Genomic DNA, 17,893 nt, shown 5'->3' on the forward strand with positions numbered 1-17,893 from the left:
TCCTCACGTTAGTTATTATACCAATGTTGCAAATCTTTCACCATATGTTGAAGCGGGAGTTTTTCAATTTTGATGTCCGGAAGGGCTTTAATAAATTCCTTCCCGTATGATTTCGTTTCAATCCGTCGATCCAACACGATCAATGCCCCCCGATCTTTCGATGAGCGGATGAGCCTTCCAAAACCTTGTTTGAATCTTAAAATCGCTTCGGGCAATGACAAATCCGTAAAAGCGTTCTTCCCTTTTGCTTTTAATAACGCCGCTTTGGCTTTAAAAGTCGGTTCATCCGGTGATGAGAAAGGAAGCCTTACAATAATGACGGCGCTCAACTCCTCACCGGGAACATCGACTCCTTCCCAAAAGCTGTTTGTGCCGAACAATACGGAACGCTGAAACTTTTGGAAAGATTTTAATAACCGCATCCGGCTGCCCCCTGTAACCCCCTGGGCAAAGAGTAAATAATCATTTAATAATTCCGCTTCCTGGATCAGTTCCACCGTCCGCTTTAACATTTCCTGGGAGGTGAACAATACAAAACAGCGGCCTTCGACGGATTGGACAATTTGAGTGACAGCCGCTGCCACCGATTCAATATACTCCGACTGCGGAACTCCTTGAATATCCGGCATATCCGTTGCAATATAAACTTTTGCGCCGGCGTAATAGTTTTGGGGGGCTTCCAATTTCAAAACAGGAACATCGTCTGAGATTCCCAAGTCCTTTGCGATAAAACGTTCATTATTGGGAATGGTGAGTGTCCCCGAAGTCCAGACAATGCCGGCATTTTTTCGTAATGACTGAGACATGCGTACAATCGCTTCTTTGATTTCGATCGGCTTTCTATAAATGCGTATGCTTCCCGGAACATGTCTTTTATCAAATTCAATCCAAACGGCATGCCGATGATTATCCACAAAAAAGATTTGATCCCATTCCGCCAATTTCATTTTCCATTCACGAATCCAATAATCCCATCGCTCCAGTAGCAGCCTGCTTTCCTTTGATAATTCTTCCCCATGATGACGAAAATGGTTTGACGCTTGTTCCGCCAAATCGATCCAACTTTGCAAAGCGCTCGACACTTCTTTTAATAAAGGTTTTTTTAATGATAACTCTTTCAAGAATGCCGTATGCCGATATTCCAAAAAAGGCTGTCTCCGATCTTTCATCGAGTGGACAAGGTCTTCCATCACTTGCTCAAACCGTTCCAATGTTATTTGAAAATATTTTTCTAATTGAATGAATAGCTGCTTTGAAAATCTTCCTGTTTGCATTGCTGCCACTTGGAATTTATGAAATAACCCATTTTCCGATGCATGTCCAATTTGTCCAAAATAATATTTCCATTGAGCATAAGAAAAAACCACTTGCTGGCGATGAATCGCCGCATGGATGAACTGATGCGCCTCATCGATGATCCATCCGTCAATCGATTGAAAAATTGGCTCAAGGCGCTCCAAATCGGCCAATAACATTGCATGGTTTGTCACAATAATATCGGATTTTGCGCTTTCCGCCAGTGCTCTTTCATAAAAATCATAGGGATTGTCATTTCGGCGGACTTTGCGGATTTTATCAATCAACAGCTGTCCTCCGCCGGAGAGATTCAATTCACTCAAGTCCCCCGTTTCGGTTTTGGAAAGCCAAACAAGAATTTGCATAAGCGTCAATGTTTCATCATAGGAATGCTCCTCTTGTTCGAGCAGCTGTTCAAATAATTCAATATCGATATAATTTTGCATCCCTTTGAGGAGGGAGGCATGGATTTTCATTCCAAAAACCTTTTCCATTTTCGGAATTTCTTTATATAAAATTTGTTCCAGCAAAAAAGAGGTGTACGTGCTGATGCAAACTTTCTTTCCTTGCTGCTTGGCATAAATGAAGGAAGGCAATAAATATCCCAGGGTTTTCCCTACCCCGGTGGAAGCCTCGATCATGATTTCATTTTTTTGCTGGAGCGTATCCCAAATGGCATCCATCATCTGAAACTGGCCCTGCCGCTCTTCGAAATGGGGAAATTGCTTGGATAGAAGCGCCGTTTTTTCCTGATTGGAATGCGGATATGCCGAAGTTAATTCATCGTAATCAGCGGTAGGCTCTTTCTTTTTTAATGCCAGCTGGTTGTAAAAAATAAATCCATCCTCATCCTCAACTGATTTCCGCTTGATTTGCAATGCATGAAACAATAAATGGGAAATGTTCGATTTTAACTTGAATGAATGTTTATGCAATTGTTCAATTGTATGGATGGGCAATGCCAAAATTTCTTCCCAGCATTTTTTTAAGAGCAGTGCCGTCGCCATTGCGTCATCATCCGCACGATGGGCATGGTTGAGCGGAATCTTCAAATCGCTTGCAAGATCTCCCAATTTAAAGCCTAGCGCCGTTGGAAATACAATTTTTGACAGTTCCACCGTGTCGATTTTCTTTCCCTTCCATTTCGGGAACCCTGACCGTTCCAGTTCCGCCTGCAAAAAAGATAAATCAAAGTCCGCGTTATGGGCAACAAATATCCCATCCCGCAACAGGCCATAAATGACTTCCGCATGGGATTCAAAAGGCAAAGCGTCTTTGATTTCTTCTTCGGAAATATTCGTTAAATCCTGAATAAAAAAGGGAATGGATCGTTTCGGATCTATAAAGGTCGTGAAAGTCTCTTCCACTTCCCAATTTTTCATGATCACCATTGAAATTTGGATGATCCGATCCCCCGCTTTTGGGGAATGGCCGGTTGTTTCCAAATCCACAATGACAAATTTTTGGTTTTCCATTTGTTTCTCAACTCACAATTTCCATAGTATAAGCTATAAGCGAATTTTAACATAGATATAAAAAATGCGAAAAGGTTTCAAATAACCTTTTCGCCCTGCCCATCCGGAGATCAAATATGAATCCCCCTCCAAAAAACCGTTCTGGCAGCATCTCCAATCACTTCACTTTTTGTAGGATGTGGGAAAATAATTTTCCCCAAATCCTCCGCCGTTCCACCGGCCACTTTTACTGCAAGCATGGAATTCAGGATTTCCGTTGCACCATCCCCTACGACACATGCCCCTAAAATGCGGCTGTCCTTTTTGCTGGAAATAAATTTAATAAACCCGTCCGAATTGCCTTCCATTAAGGCTTTCGGATTTGATTTAAACGGAAGTTTCGTCACAATTGCCTCTTCGGGATTCACCTCATCCTCCATGACCCCGAATGTCGCGATTTCCGGTGTGGAATAAACACATCGTGGAATCGCCGATTGATCAATCGGTTCCGGTTTGTTCCCCAATATCGCTTCAATGGCATGGATGCCTTCCGCGCTTGCCGCATGGGCCAATTGATAGCCTCCAATAATATCGCCGATTGCATACACATGCGGCATGCTTGTCTGATAATATTCATTGACTTTAATGTATCGCCCAGCCATTTGCAACCCGAGCGCTTCCGCAATATCCACATTCGGTCTTCTGCCGGTCGCAAATAATAAGTTTTCGTATGTATAAACACCTCTTGAAGTCACAATTTCATTTCCGCGAATTTCTTCAAAATCAAAATCCAGAACAAGTTCCACTCCCAGATCATACAATTTTTGACGGATAATGGGCCGCGCATCCGGCTCTTCCGTCTGCAAAATATCCCGGCTATGGTTCAAAATTGTCACTTTCGTACCTAATGGCGCCAAACTGAAAGCCATTTCGATGGAAATGACTCCGCCGCCAATGATCGTTAATTGCTTCGGCAGTTCCTTAATATGGAAAATTGTATCGGTTGTGTGGTAATCGGCCGTCTCAAGCCCTTTAAAAGGAGGCACGAACGGTCTGCTGCCAGTCGCCAATATGATGTTCTCCGCTTCAAACGTTTCTTCATTTACTTTCACCGTTAAATCCTTTGAAACTTCCCCTTTGCCTTCATAAAAAGTGATAGTGTTGTTTCCGATATACCGGTGAATATCTTCCAATAATTGTTGAATTATGACATCTTTCCGCTTCATCAGCTTTGGAAAATCGATGTCAATTGAACCCGCCGTAATGCCCCACTCTTGTCCAAGCTTCATTTTCTGGACGAGTTTCGAATGCTCGATCATGATTTTTGATGGAATACAACCTAAATTAAAGCAGGCTCCACCAACTTTTCCTTTCTCCACCAAAGCAACGTTGAGGCCGCTTCTTGCCGCATAAATGGCCGCCACATATCCGCCCGCACCAGCTCCGATAATTGCAACATCAAATTTTTTCATTTCATCACCTCATTTAAAAATTAACATTCATAAAATTGGGAATCAATCTAATTCTGTTGCGGATTTTATTAACCGTCATTACCCCATTACAATGGATCATTTTCAGAAAAAATATTCAACGGTACAGAAATAAAAAAAGCAAATTGGAATATGGACTTTCCAATTTGCTTCTGATTGCCCTATGTCCGGTTTTCATCTTTGCCATTGACCGGCGGCTTATAGCACTGTTGCCTCAGGTTCATAATGGATGATTTCTTTGATTCTATTGCCTTCCCCCATAATCGCAACAGTCGGTTTGTGATCGGCAAGTTTTTCCTGCTCCACATAAGCGTAAGAAATAATGATGACAATATCCCCCTCCTGAACGAGGCGTGCAGCGGCACCGTTGACGCAAATCACGCCGCTTCCACGTTCACCGGGGATGATATATGTTTCAAATCGCGCACCGTTGTTGTTATTCACCACTTGTACTTTTTCGTTTGGAAGCATGCCGACAGCATCCAACAGATCCGCATCAATCGTAATGGAACCCACATAATTTAAATTCGCTTCCGTTACTTGTGCACGATGAATTTTGGCGTTCATCATTTCTCTAAACATTTTAAATTTCCCCTTTTTTTGAAAAGATAATATTGTCAATTAAACGAGTTTTTCCAATATACACTGCAGCAGCAAGCAACAATTGTTCCGTTGAGTCGTCCACCGGTGCCAAATCCGGATAGGACAATAATTCGACGTAATCGATCCGTCCACTTGTATTTTCCAAAATATAATCTTTCGCAGCCCGAACCGCTTTTTCAGCATCATTGGAAGATAGATATTCTTCTTTTGCAAGTTTTAATCCTTTATAAATAGCCGGTGCTTCTTTGCGTTCAGTTTCTGATAAATAGACGTTCCGGGATGATTTTGCAAGTCCGTCCTCTTCACGGACAATTGGAACTGTCCGGATTTCCAATGGGAAATTGTAATCCCGGACAAGCGTCGTCACTATGGCCACTTGTTGGGCATCTTTTTGGCCGAAATAGGCTCTTGTCGGTTCAGCAAGATGGAATAATTTCGTCACCACTTGCAACACCCCGTCAAAGTGGCCGGGTCTTGATGCACCACAAAGAATCGTCGCCTGTCTTCCTGCATGGATCCGGATGCCGCCATCTGTCGGATACATTTCTTCGGCGGAAGGGGCAAAAACGACATCCACCCCGACGGACTCCGCAATTTTTTTATCCCTCTCCAAATCTCTCGGATAAGATTCATAGTCTTCATTCGGACCAAACTGGGTAGGGTTTACGAAAATGCTCATAATGACAAAATCATTTTCTTCTCTTGCCGCTTTGGCAAGCGCCATATGCCCTTCATGAAGATAACCCATCGTTGGTACAAGCCCGATCGTTTTTCCCTCTGATTTTACGTTTTTAACGATAGATTTCAGTTCAACAATTGTTTTTACAACTTCCATGAATTATTTGCCTCCATAAATCGAGAATAATTCTTCTTCTTTCATATTGAAACAATGTTCAGGTGCGGGGAATGAACCTTCTTTTACCGCTTTTGCATACCCTTCAATTCCCTTTTGAATCTGTTCTCCCGCATTGGCAAATTCTTTCGCAAACTTCGGAATACGGTGCTTTCCATATCTTAACAGATCATGGAACACAAGTACTTGTCCATCGGCTTCAGGACCTGCACCGATGCCGATTGTCGGAATCACCAATTTCTTGGAAACGATTTCAGTCAATTGGTGAGGGATGCATTCCAAAACGACGGCCATGGCCCCTGCTTCCTGGCAACGAAGGGCGTCTTCAATCAATTCTTGAGCTTGTTCAGCCGTTTTTCCTTGCACTTTATATCCTCCAAGCACACCAACCGATTGGGGTGTCAATCCCAGATGTGCTACAACCGGAATTCCTGCATAAACCAATTTTTTTATCACATAAAGCACTTCTCCGGCACCTTCGACTTTTAAAGCATCCGCGCCGGATTCCTGAATCATGCGAACGGCGGTTTTTAATGCTTCATTCGGATCGCCATGATAAGAACCGAAAGGCATATCCACCACCATAAACGTATCTTTTGCGCCGCGGCGGACCGCTTTTGCATGGTGAATCATATCGTCCACTGTCACTTGCACCGTGGAGTCGTATCCTAACACGACCATCCCCAAAGAGTCACCGACAAGGATCATATCGACTCCCGCTTCTTCCGCGTATTTGGCAGAAGGGCAGTCGTAAGCAGTGATCATGACAATTTTTTCACCATTCGCCTTCATTGTTAAAAAATCGCTTGTTGTTTTCACGAAGTTTCCTCCTTTGAAAATTCAGAGGAAGAAAACAAAAAATATCCTTCTTCCAAAAATGGACAGAAGGATGGTGTATGTTCGCATGTTTCGAACTTGTTTTCTTCCGTCCCTGTCATAATCGATCAAGGCAGATTCCTTAATTTTATAGTTGCTTTTGGTACAGTTCAAAAAGATACTGTCCGTTGATGTAAGCAACTTAATAAAAAGATACAGAAAATTGACAGGTTTGTAAAGCGTTGAACCTTTGGAAAAGAAGGAAGTTGTTCGAAACACTTATTCATTTTGAATTTCAATATCCGCAGAGTAGACCTTTTTCACTTGGCCGTCATCCAAAAGAATTTCCAGCACCCCTTCATCGGTGATGCCGACCGCTTGTCCTTCGATGATCTCCCGGATGGTTGTGGCTTTGATCCGTTTGCCGATTGTGCCTGAATGTTCTTCCCACAATTTTTTGATCGACTTGAATCCATGGGCCACATATTCATCTGTATAATACTCCAAATTCTTTAAAATCTCCGCTACCAGTTGTGCCCGATCCACTTTTTGTTTTTCTTCAATGGCGATCGATGTGGCAATGGATTGGATGTCTTCAGGGAAATCGTCCAGTTCATGATTTGTGTTGATCCCTATTCCGATGAGCAAACCTTCCACCCGGTCCATTTCCGCAAGCATCTCCGTCAATATGCCGGCACATTTTTTCCCGTTGATTAAAATATCATTCGGCCATTTGATTACCGGTATAAAGTTTTTATATAGAGACTTCATTGCCAATACGACACTTACAGCTGCAACAAGTGTGAGCTGGGGGGCTTGGTGGGGAGGAATATTTGGACGGACAATGATTGTCATCCAAATGCCCTTCCCTTTTGCCGAATGCCAAGTTCGTTGCATTCTTCCCTTGCCGCCCGTTTGTTCTTCGGCGATGATCACGGTGCCGTCTTCCGCACCTTGTCTTGCCAACTGCTGGGCAACCGATTGGGTCGAGTCGATTTCTTCAAAGTAATGAATCGCATGGCCAAAACGTTTCGTATTTAAAAAAGAAGAAATTTTTGCCGCATCCACCCGATCTGGCACTTCAACCAACCGATACCCCTTTTTCTTGATGGTCACAAACTCATATCCCTCTTCTTGAAGGGTTTGCAAATGTTTCCATATGGCAGTGCGGGATATCCCCAATTCATCCGCAAGCTGTTGTCCTGAAATTGGCTCGCCTTTTGCTGAAAGAAAGCGTTGCAATATTTTATCTTTCATGGATAAATTCATTGTGGAACCATTCCTTTAATTGTTTTTCATCATTTTTTACTTGCCCTGTTAAAACTGCATACAGCGCTTTGTCCAGTGCTTCTTTTACCCAAGGTCCTCCCCTTTTCCCGGACCATTGGATGAGGAGATGGCCGTTCAATGCAAAATCGTCCATTGTTTGAATCGGCAAAAGCTTTTTCACTTTGGCAATATGATCCTTGGAAAAAGGAACGTCCTTGCCTTGCCAAACGGCAAAATCATAAGCAGTTTCCAGAATGGTCAAGTCATTTGAAAAATAATCATATTCGTCCCATCTGTTCAGAAACCGGTCATAGGCGTGAATCACTTTTTTCGCAAAGCTTTTTTCCTTGTTTGAGTATCTGTAAAATTCGATAATATCTTCCATTTCTTTACGGTTTAATAGGCAAAGATATGCCCATCCCACTTCAGGTTCTTTTGCCTGAAACGGTTTCCATGCCTCCAAATGTTCCGCAAAATTGCCCGGCAAATAAAGCGCCAAATTGCTTTCAACAAGCGCCTTGATTCCTAAATAGACATATTCCGCCACCCACATTTTCGATAGTTCCATGTGAATTCTTTCTTTGGCAATAAATTCAATTAAATCGCTATCTTTTTGGATGGCGTTCATTGTCGATTCCTCGATGGAGAAACCGAGTTGTGCCGCAAAACGTACAGCCCGCAACATTCTCAAGGCATCTTCCCGGAATCTTGAATTGGCATCACCTACAGCCCGAATGATACCATTATTTAAATCTTCTTTTCCGCCGAATAGATCGATAATTTCGCCGTCTTTTGTATATGCCATCGCATTGATGGTGAAATCTCGCCGCTCCAGATCTTTTGGCAAGTCCCTCACAAATGTCACTTCTTCCGGTCTGCGGAAATCGGTATAGGTTCCGTCGGTGCGGTATGTGGTCACTTCTATGGGACAGCCTTCATCCAATACAATGACCGTTCCGTGCTGGATACCCACATCAACGGTGTTTCGAAAAATGTTTTTGATTTCCATTGGAAGGGCATTTGTCGCAACATCCACGTCATGGATTTTCCGTGCGAGCAAATGATCCCTTACCGCTCCTCCAACAATGACCGCTTCATAACCGGCCTTTTCAATTTTATCAATTACGCGTAATGCCACTTCCCAATCGTTTGATTGCTTCATACTTTCAATGCCGCCAATCGATAATATAATTCTTCATAATGATCGATAATCGGTTCGGCACTAAACTTCGTTTGCACCGTATGAATGGCGTTTTTCTTGAAATCAGCGTGTTTATTTTCATCCGACAATAATTCGATGGCATATTCTGCGGCCTGTTGAACATCGCCCAATTCGACAATATAACCATTGACGCCGTGTTCAATCACTTCCGGAATGCCGCCGACGTTTGTTCCAATGCCCGGCACGCCGCATGCCATTGCCTCAAGCAGCACCAAACCAAAGGATTCTTTCTCAGACATTAATAGTTTTAAATCACTGATAGAGAATAGTTCTTCCACATTTTCCTGTTTCCCTAAGAATAAAATATCGTCTTTGTATGGTGATTCTTTCGCTTGGACCATCACCCGGTGCTGTTCAGGCCCGTCGCCGACAAGCAGCAATTTGGCCGGAATTTGGCTGCGGATCCGAATGAACGTTTCAACGACGTCCGGCAGATTTTTTATTCTTCGGAAATTGGAGCAATGGATAATGACTTTTTCATCTTCCCCAATCCCGTATTGTTTTTTCAATAATGGAGCTTCTTCCAATGGTTTAAAGACGGATTCATCGACAAAATTATAGATTGTTTCGATTTCTTTATTCGGTTTGATAATTTCATATGTTTGTTCTTTTAACGCGTTGGATACTGCTGTCACTATGTCGGATTTTTCAATGCCATACTTGATGGCTTGCGCAAGTGTTGAATCTTGCCCTAAAACCGAAATGTCCGTTCCATGCAAAGTAGTCACAATTCCAATGTTTTCCCCGCACATATCACGGGCAAGCACTGCGCACACCGCATGTGGAATGGCGTAATGAACGTGCAATACATCCAAATTTTGATCCAAAATCACATCGGCCATTTTGCTTGCCAACGCAATATCATATGGCGGGTATTGGAATACGGAGTAGTTGTTCACCTCAACTTCATGGAAAAAGACATTCGGATAAATTTTTTTTAATCGAAAAGGCACACTGGATGTAATGAAATGGATTTCATGTCCGCGTTCCGCGAGCTTTTTCCCCAATTCCGTCGCCAACACTCCTGAGCCGCCCACCGTTGGGTAACATGTAATACCAATTTTTAATTTTCTCACCGACACACGCCCTTTCAATTTAGAATGTTCAATCATTTATACCAACATAACGAAAAGACTAAACAGCATAAGTTCCAACCAATTTTATCCTAGACGGATGCAATGGTCCATTAATTCGACTTTCTTTCCTGAATCAATCGCCAATCCACGAATCCTTCCTGCAAGCCTTTCAACAAAATTTCCGCCGTTCCCATATTGGTTGCAAGCGGGATATTGTAAACATCGCACAAACGGATAAGCGCTGTACAATCAGGCTCATGAGGCTGCGCTGTCAATGGATCGCGGAAGAAAAACACCATATCCATATCGTTGTTGGCAATCATTGCTCCCATCTGTTGGTCGCCGCCTAAAGGGCCGGAACGAAAACAAGTAACGGAAAGCCCTGCCTCTTCAATAATGCGGCGGCCTGTCGTTCCTGTTGCATACAAATCATGTTGCTGCAATATTTCTTTATATGCAATGGCAAACTCAACAAGACTATCTTTTTTGCTATCGTGAGCAATTAATGCAATTTTCATTTTCATAAGCATTCATCCATTCTTTTTATAGAATATTTTCCATACCATAAACCAATTGTTCCAGTTCCATTACTTTTTTGACACAGTAGACAATGCCATCCATAAATGATTCCCGGTTGAAGGAGTCATGGCGAATCGTCAACAATTGTCCGTTTCCGCCAAAAATGACTTCCTGGTGGGCCACCAATCCCGGAAGACGGACGGAGTGGATGCGCATCCCTTCAAAATCCGCTCCTCTCGCACCAGCCATTGTTTCTTCTTCCAATGGATGTCCCTGTTTCCGTTCTTCCCGGACTTCCGCAATCATTTGTGCCGTTTTCTTTGCCGTACCGGATGGGGCATCCAGTTTGCGGTCATGATGCAATTCAATGATTTCCACATTTGGCAAATATTTTGCAGCCTCTTTTGCAAATTTCATCATTAACACCGCACCAATGGCAAAATTCGGTGCGATGATGCAACCCGTTTTTTGCTCTTGTGCAAGCTGCGTCAATTCTTCCAATTGTTCATCCGTAAAGCCTGTGGTTCCGACAACCGGGCGAACATGGTGCAAAAGGGAAACCTTGACATGATCATATACAGCATGAGGACTTGTTAAGTCAATTAATACATCCGGTTTTGTTTCTTCTATTAATTGGGATAAGTCCAAATAAATCGGAACATCTAAATCAGCTGGAAACATCTCAAGTTCCGCGAGGCTTTCCCCGACATGTTTGTAGTCAAGCGCCGCCACCAGCTCTATTCCCTCTTGACCTACAACGGTTTTAACGGCTTCTTTTCCCATTTTTCCTCTGCATCCTGCAATTGCTACTCTTATTGTCATTGTGATTCGTCCTTTCGTTTCATCCATGTTTATTCCATTTTCTCATATGAATGTACATTGTATTTCAATTGGAAATCATACTAATTAAAATGCAACCAACCCGTTCGACAAATTGGGCAAAATCTTTACCATTTATCAAACTTTGGTTCAAAATTCCCTTTTAACCATCGTAATGAAAAGGGAAGGAGTTGTCAAAAGCAGAAAAATAAAACATAATAAAACATGCAATCTAGCCTAATTGTCCTTGGAATAAGGAGGTCGTATTTTGAAGGATATAAAAATACAGCAAATCATTGGAATTATTATCGGAACAGCGATATACAGTTTCGGATTTGTTCATTTCAATATGCTCAACAAGTTGGGAGAAGGCGGATTTAGTGGAATTTCCTTAATTTTATACTTTACATTCAACTTAGATCCAGCCATTACAAATATTGTATTGAATATTCCAATATTTATTTTAGGTTGGAAATTGCTTGGACGTAAAGAGTTTTTCTACTCAATTTTAGGGATTTTGAGCGTATCGGTATTCTTGAAAATATTTCAAGCATACCAGTTTCCGCTGGATTTGAAGAATGATTTATTGCTTGCTTCATTATTTGCGGGGGTATTCGTCGGCGTCGGTTTGGGAATCATTTTCCGATGTGGCGGTACTACCGGAGGAGTCGATATCATTGCCCGTCTTGCCCACAAATATGTTGGCTGGAGCATGGGAAAAACGATGTTCCTGTTCGATACATTTGTACTTATCGCCTCATGGCTCACTTTTTTAAGTTCCATTACGATGATGTATACGCTGGTGGCTGTATTCGTCGGAGCCAGAGTGATTGATGTCGTGCAGGAAGGCGCATATGCGGCGAAAGGGGCATTCATTATTTCAAACGAGCCTGAAGAGATCGCAAGAACCGTTTCGGAAAAAATGGGTCGGGGCATCACCGTGTTTCATGCTTACGGCTATTATACAAAACAACATAAAGATGTTTTATACTGCATTGTAGGCAGAAATGAAATCGTTCAATTAAAATCCATCATCCGAAAAATCGACCCAAAAGCTTTCGTATCGATCATCGATGTGAAAGACGTCACCGGCGAAGGTTTCCGGATTGAAGAATAATCAAGAGGAAAATTCCTTTCCATTTAAATAACGGAATGAACGAAAATCGGATCATTCTTTCTTTGAGCCGGCGGGCTGTCTGGAAGAACATTCAGACAGCCTTTGAATTTTAAACAATCTATTTTAATGATTCTCCTCCATTTCGATTGCATTATTCTCCCCATTCACTGAATCCGAATCTTCAATTTCTGAAATTCTGAATCCATCATAAACATCTTCTTCATCATTTACGATAAAATGCAAGGATAATTTAAATGAGTAGATGGCAAGAATCAAAAGAATCACAAAAGTGAGCAAACCGAATAACAACATTTTAGGATAATCGATTTTCATGCGATCCCTCCCCATTTATCCGGATTTGCTATATCTTATTAATTAATAGGAAGGGTTATTAACATATTCCGGGATCATTTGAAATTATTATTACAAGTTTCACTTTTTATTGAGCAGCCCAATGGAACCGGTGCGAACAAATATATAAAAAAAGCGGATTGGAATCGACCAATCCGCTCTTTTTGCAATGATCCGCCATAAAATTAATCTTCATCAGAACTCATATTTGTAAACACCAAAATTAATCGCAACAATTCAAGGATGGCCACAGCTGCTGCTGCCACATATGTCAATGCCGCCGCGCTTAACACTTTTCTTGCACCGGGTTCTTCATGATTGTTGATGATTCCCAACTGAACAACTTCATTCATTGCCCGCTTGGAAGCATCAAATTCCACTGGCAATGTCACCACCTGGAACAAGACGCCGGCAGCAAGCAGGATTATACCCAATAGAAGCATGTTCGTACTTTGCGCAATGATCCCAATCATTACAAAAATCCAAGATAAGTTGGATGAGAAATTGGCCACAGGAACAAGTTTTGAACGCATGACCAAAAATGAGTAGGATTCCTGGTGTTGCACAGCGTGTCCACATTCATGGGCCGCAACAGCAATGGCTGCCAAAGAATCGTTGTAATAGTTTCCTTCCGATAATGCCACTGTTTTCGTCATTGGATTGTAATGGTCGGATAAAATGCCTTGTGTTGGAACAACGCGGACATCATATAGTCCATGGCTGTCCAAAATCATTCGCGCCACTTGCGCCCCGGTCAATCCTTTTGAAGCGGCAACTTGAGAATAACGATTATAAGTGCGTTTCACTTTCAATTGAGCATAAATCGGCAATAATAAAATGATTACAAAATATAGAATGTACATCCTGGTGTCTTAGTTCCCCTTTCCTTATTTTCCTAATATTTATTCTAAATATTTATCATATTTTATGCAAATAATCGCGCTTTTTAAAAGAATAATAGGAAATGCAGATACAGAGGATGGACAACCAAAAAGTGAAATAACCGATGTGATTTGCATATTGATATAAGCTGCTATATGTCGGCATCTGACCGTATACATAGTCGATTACATCATTATGTAAAGTCCAGATTGCAGCGATGATGATATGCCCGAGGGTAAAACGGTATTTTGGGATATATAAAATTCCTTCAACCGCCATCATAAAATGGGAAAAAACCAGCATCCATCCAGCCAATCCAATTGATCCGATCTCCATCAATGTTAGTATATTCATCACAACTGCCCATATACCGTATTTCACCAATGTAATGAGGGCAAGGGCTTCCAACAATTTGAAGTTTGTCCCCAACAACCAGCCGATGATGGCAAAACAGAAAAATAAGCTGGCCGTCGGACTGTCTGGCACAAAAAGCAAAAATTGCGGGGCTGTTCTTGAAAGTTGAGGCATATACCAAATGTATCCGTAAATGGTGCCTAAAAAATTGATGATAAACAACATGGTTAATATAGATCGGTGTTGAAGTAAATACATCATTTGCGGCAATAAACTTTTCATTCTGTTTCCCCTTTTGCAAAAAACCGGAATATCGGATTCCTTTTTTTCATAAGTAATATTACCAAATATGAGTGTAGAATGTGAACTTTTTCAGAATTTTATGTATTTGATCAAATTGCATAAAAAAGGAGCCAGCTTAAAAAACTAGCCCCTACAATAAAAAAGATTATTCCTCTTTAAGACTTGCAATAAATTCTGCTAAAATTTGTGCTTCTTCGTCTGTACCAGAGAATTGACCACCTGGCATTGCACCACGACCATTTTTGATGATTTCAAGAACTTCATCAGCAGTCAATTCGTTACCTAATAACATAGGGTTTGTACCAACACCAGTCAAATCACCACCGTGGCAGCCAACACAAGTTTGCTGAGATTGGAAGATTTGATAACCCTCAGAATTTTCATCGATTTCAATATCCGGGATTAATCCTAAATCTTTTGGTGTAATTTGACCTTGAGCTTTTGAAGCTTCCCAGTCATGGTGAGCGGCAGATTCCCAAGTCAAATAGAACATTGAAGCTACTACCAATAACATAATTGCAACAGGAATTGGCCGTTTTGACGGACGACGCTCAGGACCTTTATCCAACCAAGGCATTAATAATAATGACAAGACAGCTAATCCTGGAATAACAATTGCACCGATAACGTTGTAGTCACCAGAAGCAAATGAATATTTCAATAATTGGTATAAGAATAAGAAATACCAGTCTGGTAATGGAATGTAAGATGTATCTGTTGGATCAGCCGGACGCTCTAATGGTGAAGGATGAGCGACCGTTAAAATTAAATAACCGATAAGAAAAACAGCACCAACCATCCATTCTTTCAATAAGAAGTCTGGCCAAAAGGCTTCTGTTTTCCCTGGATACTCGGAATAGTCTTTCGGCTTGTTCGGCATTTTGTTTGACGCTTTAATACGGGAGTCGCCGACGAATTTCATTCCTTTTCCGCGATGCATGTTGTCCCCTCCTTTTGAACTATCGAATCAAAACCAACAATCATAGTGGTCCTGAAATACCTTGACGACGAATCATGATAAAGTGCACTGCAAGCAAGATAAACAATACTGCAGGTAAGAAGAATACGTGAATTGCAAAGAAACGCGTTAACGTTTGGGCACCGATGATGGATGCGTCACCAGCAAGCAAGATTTTAATTAATTCACCAATAAATGGAACAGAACCTGCAATTTCAAGACCTACTTTAGTGGCGAATACCGCTTTCATATCCCAAGGAAGCAGGTATCCTGTAAATCCAAGACCTAACATTACACAGAAAATCAAAACACCTACGATCCAGTTTAGTTCACGAGGTTTCTTATAGGAACCTGTGAAGAACACACGAAGCGTATGTAAGAACATCATTACGATTACCAATGATGCTCCCCAGTGGTGCATACCGCGCACGATCTCACCGAATGCCACTTCGTTTTGCAAGTAGTATACGGATTTCCATGCATTTTCGATATCCGGCACATAGTACATTGTCAAGAACATACCGGATAAAATTTGGATCACTGTAATGAAGAATGTAAGTCCTCCGAAACAGTATACGAATGCAGAGAAGTGATGTGCAGGGTTAACGTGCTCAGGCACTTCGTGGTCGGCAATATCACGCCAAATTGGGGTGATATCCAAACGCTCATCGACCCAATCATATAATTTGTTTAGCACTTGTGTTGTACCCCCTAACTAATTAAGCTAATGTGTTTGGTATTTTCTTCCCAAGCATTAAATAACCATCTTTTTCAGATACTTCATACTGATCTAACGGACCTGTTGGTGGTGTACCTGGAATGTTTTTACCAGTTTTTTCATAACGTCCACCATGGCAAGCACAGAAGTATTCGTTTTTGTGTTCGCCGCCTTCCCAGTTTACCGTACAACCTAAGTGTTTACATACTGGTGAAAGCGCTATAATTTTGTCGCCTTCTTTGTAAACCCAAGCCATTTCGGAAACTTCAGACTTATACCAAGCGTCTACTTGTTCGTAAGAGAAGTCAACACGTACTGGTACATCTGTCAAGTCAGCAACTTTTTGGCTAGTAAGTATGAAATCGCCTTCAGCTTTCACCTGCAAAGCCGGATCAATTGCAAAACGAACCATTGGCATTAAAATACCTGCCGCCATAAATCCACCAACACCAGTTAAAGTGTAGTTAAGAAATTGACGTCTTGAAACCTTTTTGTTACTCATCCTTTTCCCCCCTCTAACTTAAGGTCAGTCCAACAGACATAGTTACTTATAATTAATAATAGTATAAACTAGGACATATCTATGATATATCAATAAAATGGGCAGGTCAATAATGCATTATATTGGATTTCTATAGATTGTGAACAATTCTTGAAGGAATTGTTAATGTTGCGACCACTTTGATGACAGCACCGGAAGCACCTGTTTTAATTGTTCTTCCAATATCCGTTTTTTCACATCCTTATCCATCGATTCGATCGGAATCGCAGGCAGCCATATCACGTCTATCACATCCTGTAACTTTGTCCAAAAATGATCGCATGTGATAAAGATGACATGCTTGAAACCCCCTTCTTGAATATTCTTTTTCAAAGTTTGGACAAGCTTCTCGTTTTTCATATCCTCGGTGTAGGAATATGGAGGAATCAACATCAAGCGGCCTTTGAACTGTTGCTCAATAAAGGAAGTCAATGCCATTAAAAACTCCGCTTCCGAACTGCTTTTGACAATCTTATCCTCCGCAAAATCCAAAGATACCAGCGGAACGATTGCCGTATCAATAAATTCTTTGTTCTGTTGATATTGTTGTACATCTTTTACCTGAAAATACATTATTTTTTCCTCCAAAGACACATTTTTTCATCATTACTCAATATTATACCCCACTCCGTTGGAAAAAGATGCTGAAAATAAAAAATCCAGTCGAAAAGAGTATCTCTTTCGACTGAATTTCGCTAGTGTTTTGAAGTTTCTTTCAAAGCCTGCAACAGATTCGAAAGTTCCAAGAACTTTTCTTTATCTCCTTGGTCGAGTGCTTCATCGATTTCTCTTAACAGTTTCTCTTCCTGGAATGTCAGCATGCTCGTATTGAGAATTTCTTCCGCGATCAACCGGTCTTTTTCATTGATATTCAAATATTTTGGCATATATGGGTTTTCCTCTAAGACAGCCAAATACAGCTGGTTTGGCGGCACATTCGGAAAATTCAGCTGAATGTACATGTCTTCGTTTGGATAGAGCCTCAAATCATGAAAGGATTTTTCGGCATCACTCGTCATAATATTGCCCTTATAGAATCGGAACGGCACACCATTGGAATCAACACTCGACATCACAATTGCCCTAGGACAATAATGAGCTTCTTCGACGAAATGAATATTTTCAAGCAACTCATCGTTGCTCAGCAGATAATTTAATATCCAGACACATTCCCGCCGCTTCAATTGGAAGTTTTTCAGAAACCAGCGAACAAAGTTCTTTTTGTCGACGATTGGTACGGAAGAAGTCATGA

At 41.5% G+C, this 17,893-nt stretch carries 19 protein-coding genes; 1 reads left to right on the forward strand and 18 read right to left on the reverse strand.

What is annotated here, in order from left to right:
* Nucleotides 1-8 precede the first annotated feature (8 nt).
* The 10 genes from dinG to dapB form a co-directional block, all read right to left on the reverse strand.
* Nucleotides 9-2,771: an ATP-dependent DNA helicase DinG gene (gene dinG / locus ACFPOH_RS04475; protein ID WP_390308935.1), complete on the reverse strand. Its 2,763-nt coding sequence runs from the start codon at nucleotides 2,769-2,771 to the stop codon at nucleotides 9-11.
* Between the two features lie 110 nt (nucleotides 2,772-2,881).
* Nucleotides 2,882-4,222, reverse strand: coding sequence for a dihydrolipoyl dehydrogenase (lpdA, locus tag ACFPOH_RS04480; RefSeq protein ID WP_390308936.1), 1,341 nt, complete (start codon nucleotides 4,220-4,222; stop codon nucleotides 2,882-2,884).
* A gap of 216 nt (nucleotides 4,223-4,438) precedes the next feature.
* Nucleotides 4,439-4,822, reverse strand: coding sequence for an aspartate 1-decarboxylase (gene panD / locus ACFPOH_RS04485; protein WP_342469661.1), 384 nt, complete (start codon nucleotides 4,820-4,822; stop codon nucleotides 4,439-4,441).
* Nucleotide 4,823: 1 nt separating this feature from the next.
* Nucleotides 4,824-5,678, reverse strand: coding sequence for a pantoate--beta-alanine ligase (gene panC, locus ACFPOH_RS04490; protein WP_342581269.1), 855 nt, complete (start codon nucleotides 5,676-5,678; stop codon nucleotides 4,824-4,826).
* Nucleotides 5,679-5,681: 3 nt separating this feature from the next.
* A complete protein-coding gene (gene panB, locus ACFPOH_RS04495) occupies nucleotides 5,682-6,515 on the reverse strand; it encodes a 3-methyl-2-oxobutanoate hydroxymethyltransferase (protein ID WP_390308937.1) in 834 nt (277 codons plus the stop codon).
* Nucleotides 6,516-6,791: 276 nt separating this feature from the next.
* A complete protein-coding gene (locus tag ACFPOH_RS04500; RefSeq protein WP_342581268.1) occupies nucleotides 6,792-7,781 on the reverse strand; it encodes a biotin--[acetyl-CoA-carboxylase] ligase in 990 nt (329 codons plus the stop codon).
* Nucleotides 7,759-8,943, reverse strand: coding sequence for a CCA tRNA nucleotidyltransferase (locus ACFPOH_RS04505; RefSeq protein ID WP_390308938.1), 1,185 nt, complete (start codon nucleotides 8,941-8,943; stop codon nucleotides 7,759-7,761). The genes ACFPOH_RS04500 and ACFPOH_RS04505 overlap by 23 nt, the downstream gene beginning before the upstream one ends.
* Nucleotides 8,940-10,079: an N-acetyl-alpha-D-glucosaminyl L-malate synthase BshA gene (gene bshA / locus ACFPOH_RS04510; protein WP_342581266.1), complete on the reverse strand. Its 1,140-nt coding sequence runs from the start codon at nucleotides 10,077-10,079 to the stop codon at nucleotides 8,940-8,942. Before bshA ends, ACFPOH_RS04505 begins: the two co-directional genes overlap by 4 nt.
* Nucleotides 10,080-10,189: 110 nt before the next feature.
* Nucleotides 10,190-10,597 carry a methylglyoxal synthase gene (gene mgsA / locus ACFPOH_RS04515; RefSeq protein ID WP_342471313.1) on the reverse strand — a complete coding sequence of 136 codons (408 nt, stop codon included), beginning with the start codon at nucleotides 10,595-10,597 and terminating at the stop codon, nucleotides 10,190-10,192.
* A 25-nt stretch (nucleotides 10,598-10,622) separates the two neighbouring features.
* Nucleotides 10,623-11,420 (reverse strand): 4-hydroxy-tetrahydrodipicolinate reductase, encoded by a 798-nt coding sequence (dapB, locus tag ACFPOH_RS04520; RefSeq protein WP_390308939.1) that lies wholly within the window; start codon nucleotides 11,418-11,420, stop codon nucleotides 10,623-10,625.
* A 262-nt stretch (nucleotides 11,421-11,682) separates the two neighbouring features.
* On the opposite strand from dapB, the gene ACFPOH_RS04525 reads away from it, so the two are divergent.
* Complete coding sequence (locus ACFPOH_RS04525) at nucleotides 11,683-12,534, forward strand: YitT family protein (protein ID WP_342581806.1); 852 nt, start codon at nucleotides 11,683-11,685, stop codon at nucleotides 12,532-12,534.
* A 123-nt stretch (nucleotides 12,535-12,657) separates the two neighbouring features.
* Here the strand turns inward: ACFPOH_RS04525 and ACFPOH_RS04530 are convergent, their stop codons facing one another.
* The 8 genes from ACFPOH_RS04530 to ACFPOH_RS04565 all read right to left on the reverse strand — a co-directional run bounded on the left by ACFPOH_RS04530 (nucleotide 12,658) and on the right by ACFPOH_RS04565 (nucleotide 17,891).
* Nucleotides 12,658-12,867, reverse strand: coding sequence for a hypothetical protein (locus ACFPOH_RS04530; protein WP_342581265.1), 210 nt, complete (start codon nucleotides 12,865-12,867; stop codon nucleotides 12,658-12,660).
* A gap of 203 nt (nucleotides 12,868-13,070) precedes the next feature.
* Complete coding sequence (locus ACFPOH_RS04535; RefSeq protein ID WP_342469669.1) at nucleotides 13,071-13,748, reverse strand: zinc metallopeptidase; 678 nt, start codon at nucleotides 13,746-13,748, stop codon at nucleotides 13,071-13,073.
* 55 nt (nucleotides 13,749-13,803) lie between these two features.
* Nucleotides 13,804-14,403, reverse strand: a complete 600-nt coding sequence (lhaT, locus tag ACFPOH_RS04540) for a lipoprotein heptaprenylglyceryl N-acetyltransferase LhaT (protein ID WP_342469670.1) — start codon at nucleotides 14,401-14,403, stop codon at nucleotides 13,804-13,806.
* A 166-nt stretch (nucleotides 14,404-14,569) separates the two neighbouring features.
* Entirely contained in the window at nucleotides 14,570-15,364 is a 795-nt protein-coding gene (locus tag ACFPOH_RS04545) for a menaquinol-cytochrome c reductase cytochrome b/c subunit (RefSeq protein ID WP_342469671.1), read from the reverse strand.
* Nucleotides 15,365-15,404: 40 nt separating this feature from the next.
* Nucleotides 15,405-16,079 (reverse strand): menaquinol-cytochrome c reductase cytochrome b subunit, encoded by a 675-nt coding sequence (qcrB, locus tag ACFPOH_RS04550; RefSeq protein ID WP_342469672.1) that lies wholly within the window; start codon nucleotides 16,077-16,079, stop codon nucleotides 15,405-15,407.
* 22 nt (nucleotides 16,080-16,101) lie between these two features.
* Nucleotides 16,102-16,602, reverse strand: a complete 501-nt coding sequence (locus ACFPOH_RS04555) for a QcrA and Rieske domain-containing protein (protein ID WP_342469673.1) — start codon at nucleotides 16,600-16,602, stop codon at nucleotides 16,102-16,104.
* 162 nt (nucleotides 16,603-16,764) lie between these two features.
* The gene (locus tag ACFPOH_RS04560; RefSeq protein WP_390308940.1) at nucleotides 16,765-17,214 is read right to left on the reverse strand and encodes a YpiF family protein; all 450 of its coding nucleotides are present in this window, start codon (nucleotides 17,212-17,214) and stop codon (nucleotides 16,765-16,767) included.
* A gap of 122 nt (nucleotides 17,215-17,336) precedes the next feature.
* A complete protein-coding gene (locus ACFPOH_RS04565) occupies nucleotides 17,337-17,891 on the reverse strand; it encodes a ReoY family proteolytic degradation factor (RefSeq protein ID WP_342469675.1) in 555 nt (184 codons plus the stop codon).
* Nucleotides 17,892-17,893 lie beyond the last annotated feature (2 nt).

This window comes from Ureibacillus suwonensis, from assembly GCF_042655065.1.
Lineage (GTDB): Bacteria > Bacillota > Bacilli > Bacillales_A > Planococcaceae > Ureibacillus > Ureibacillus suwonensis.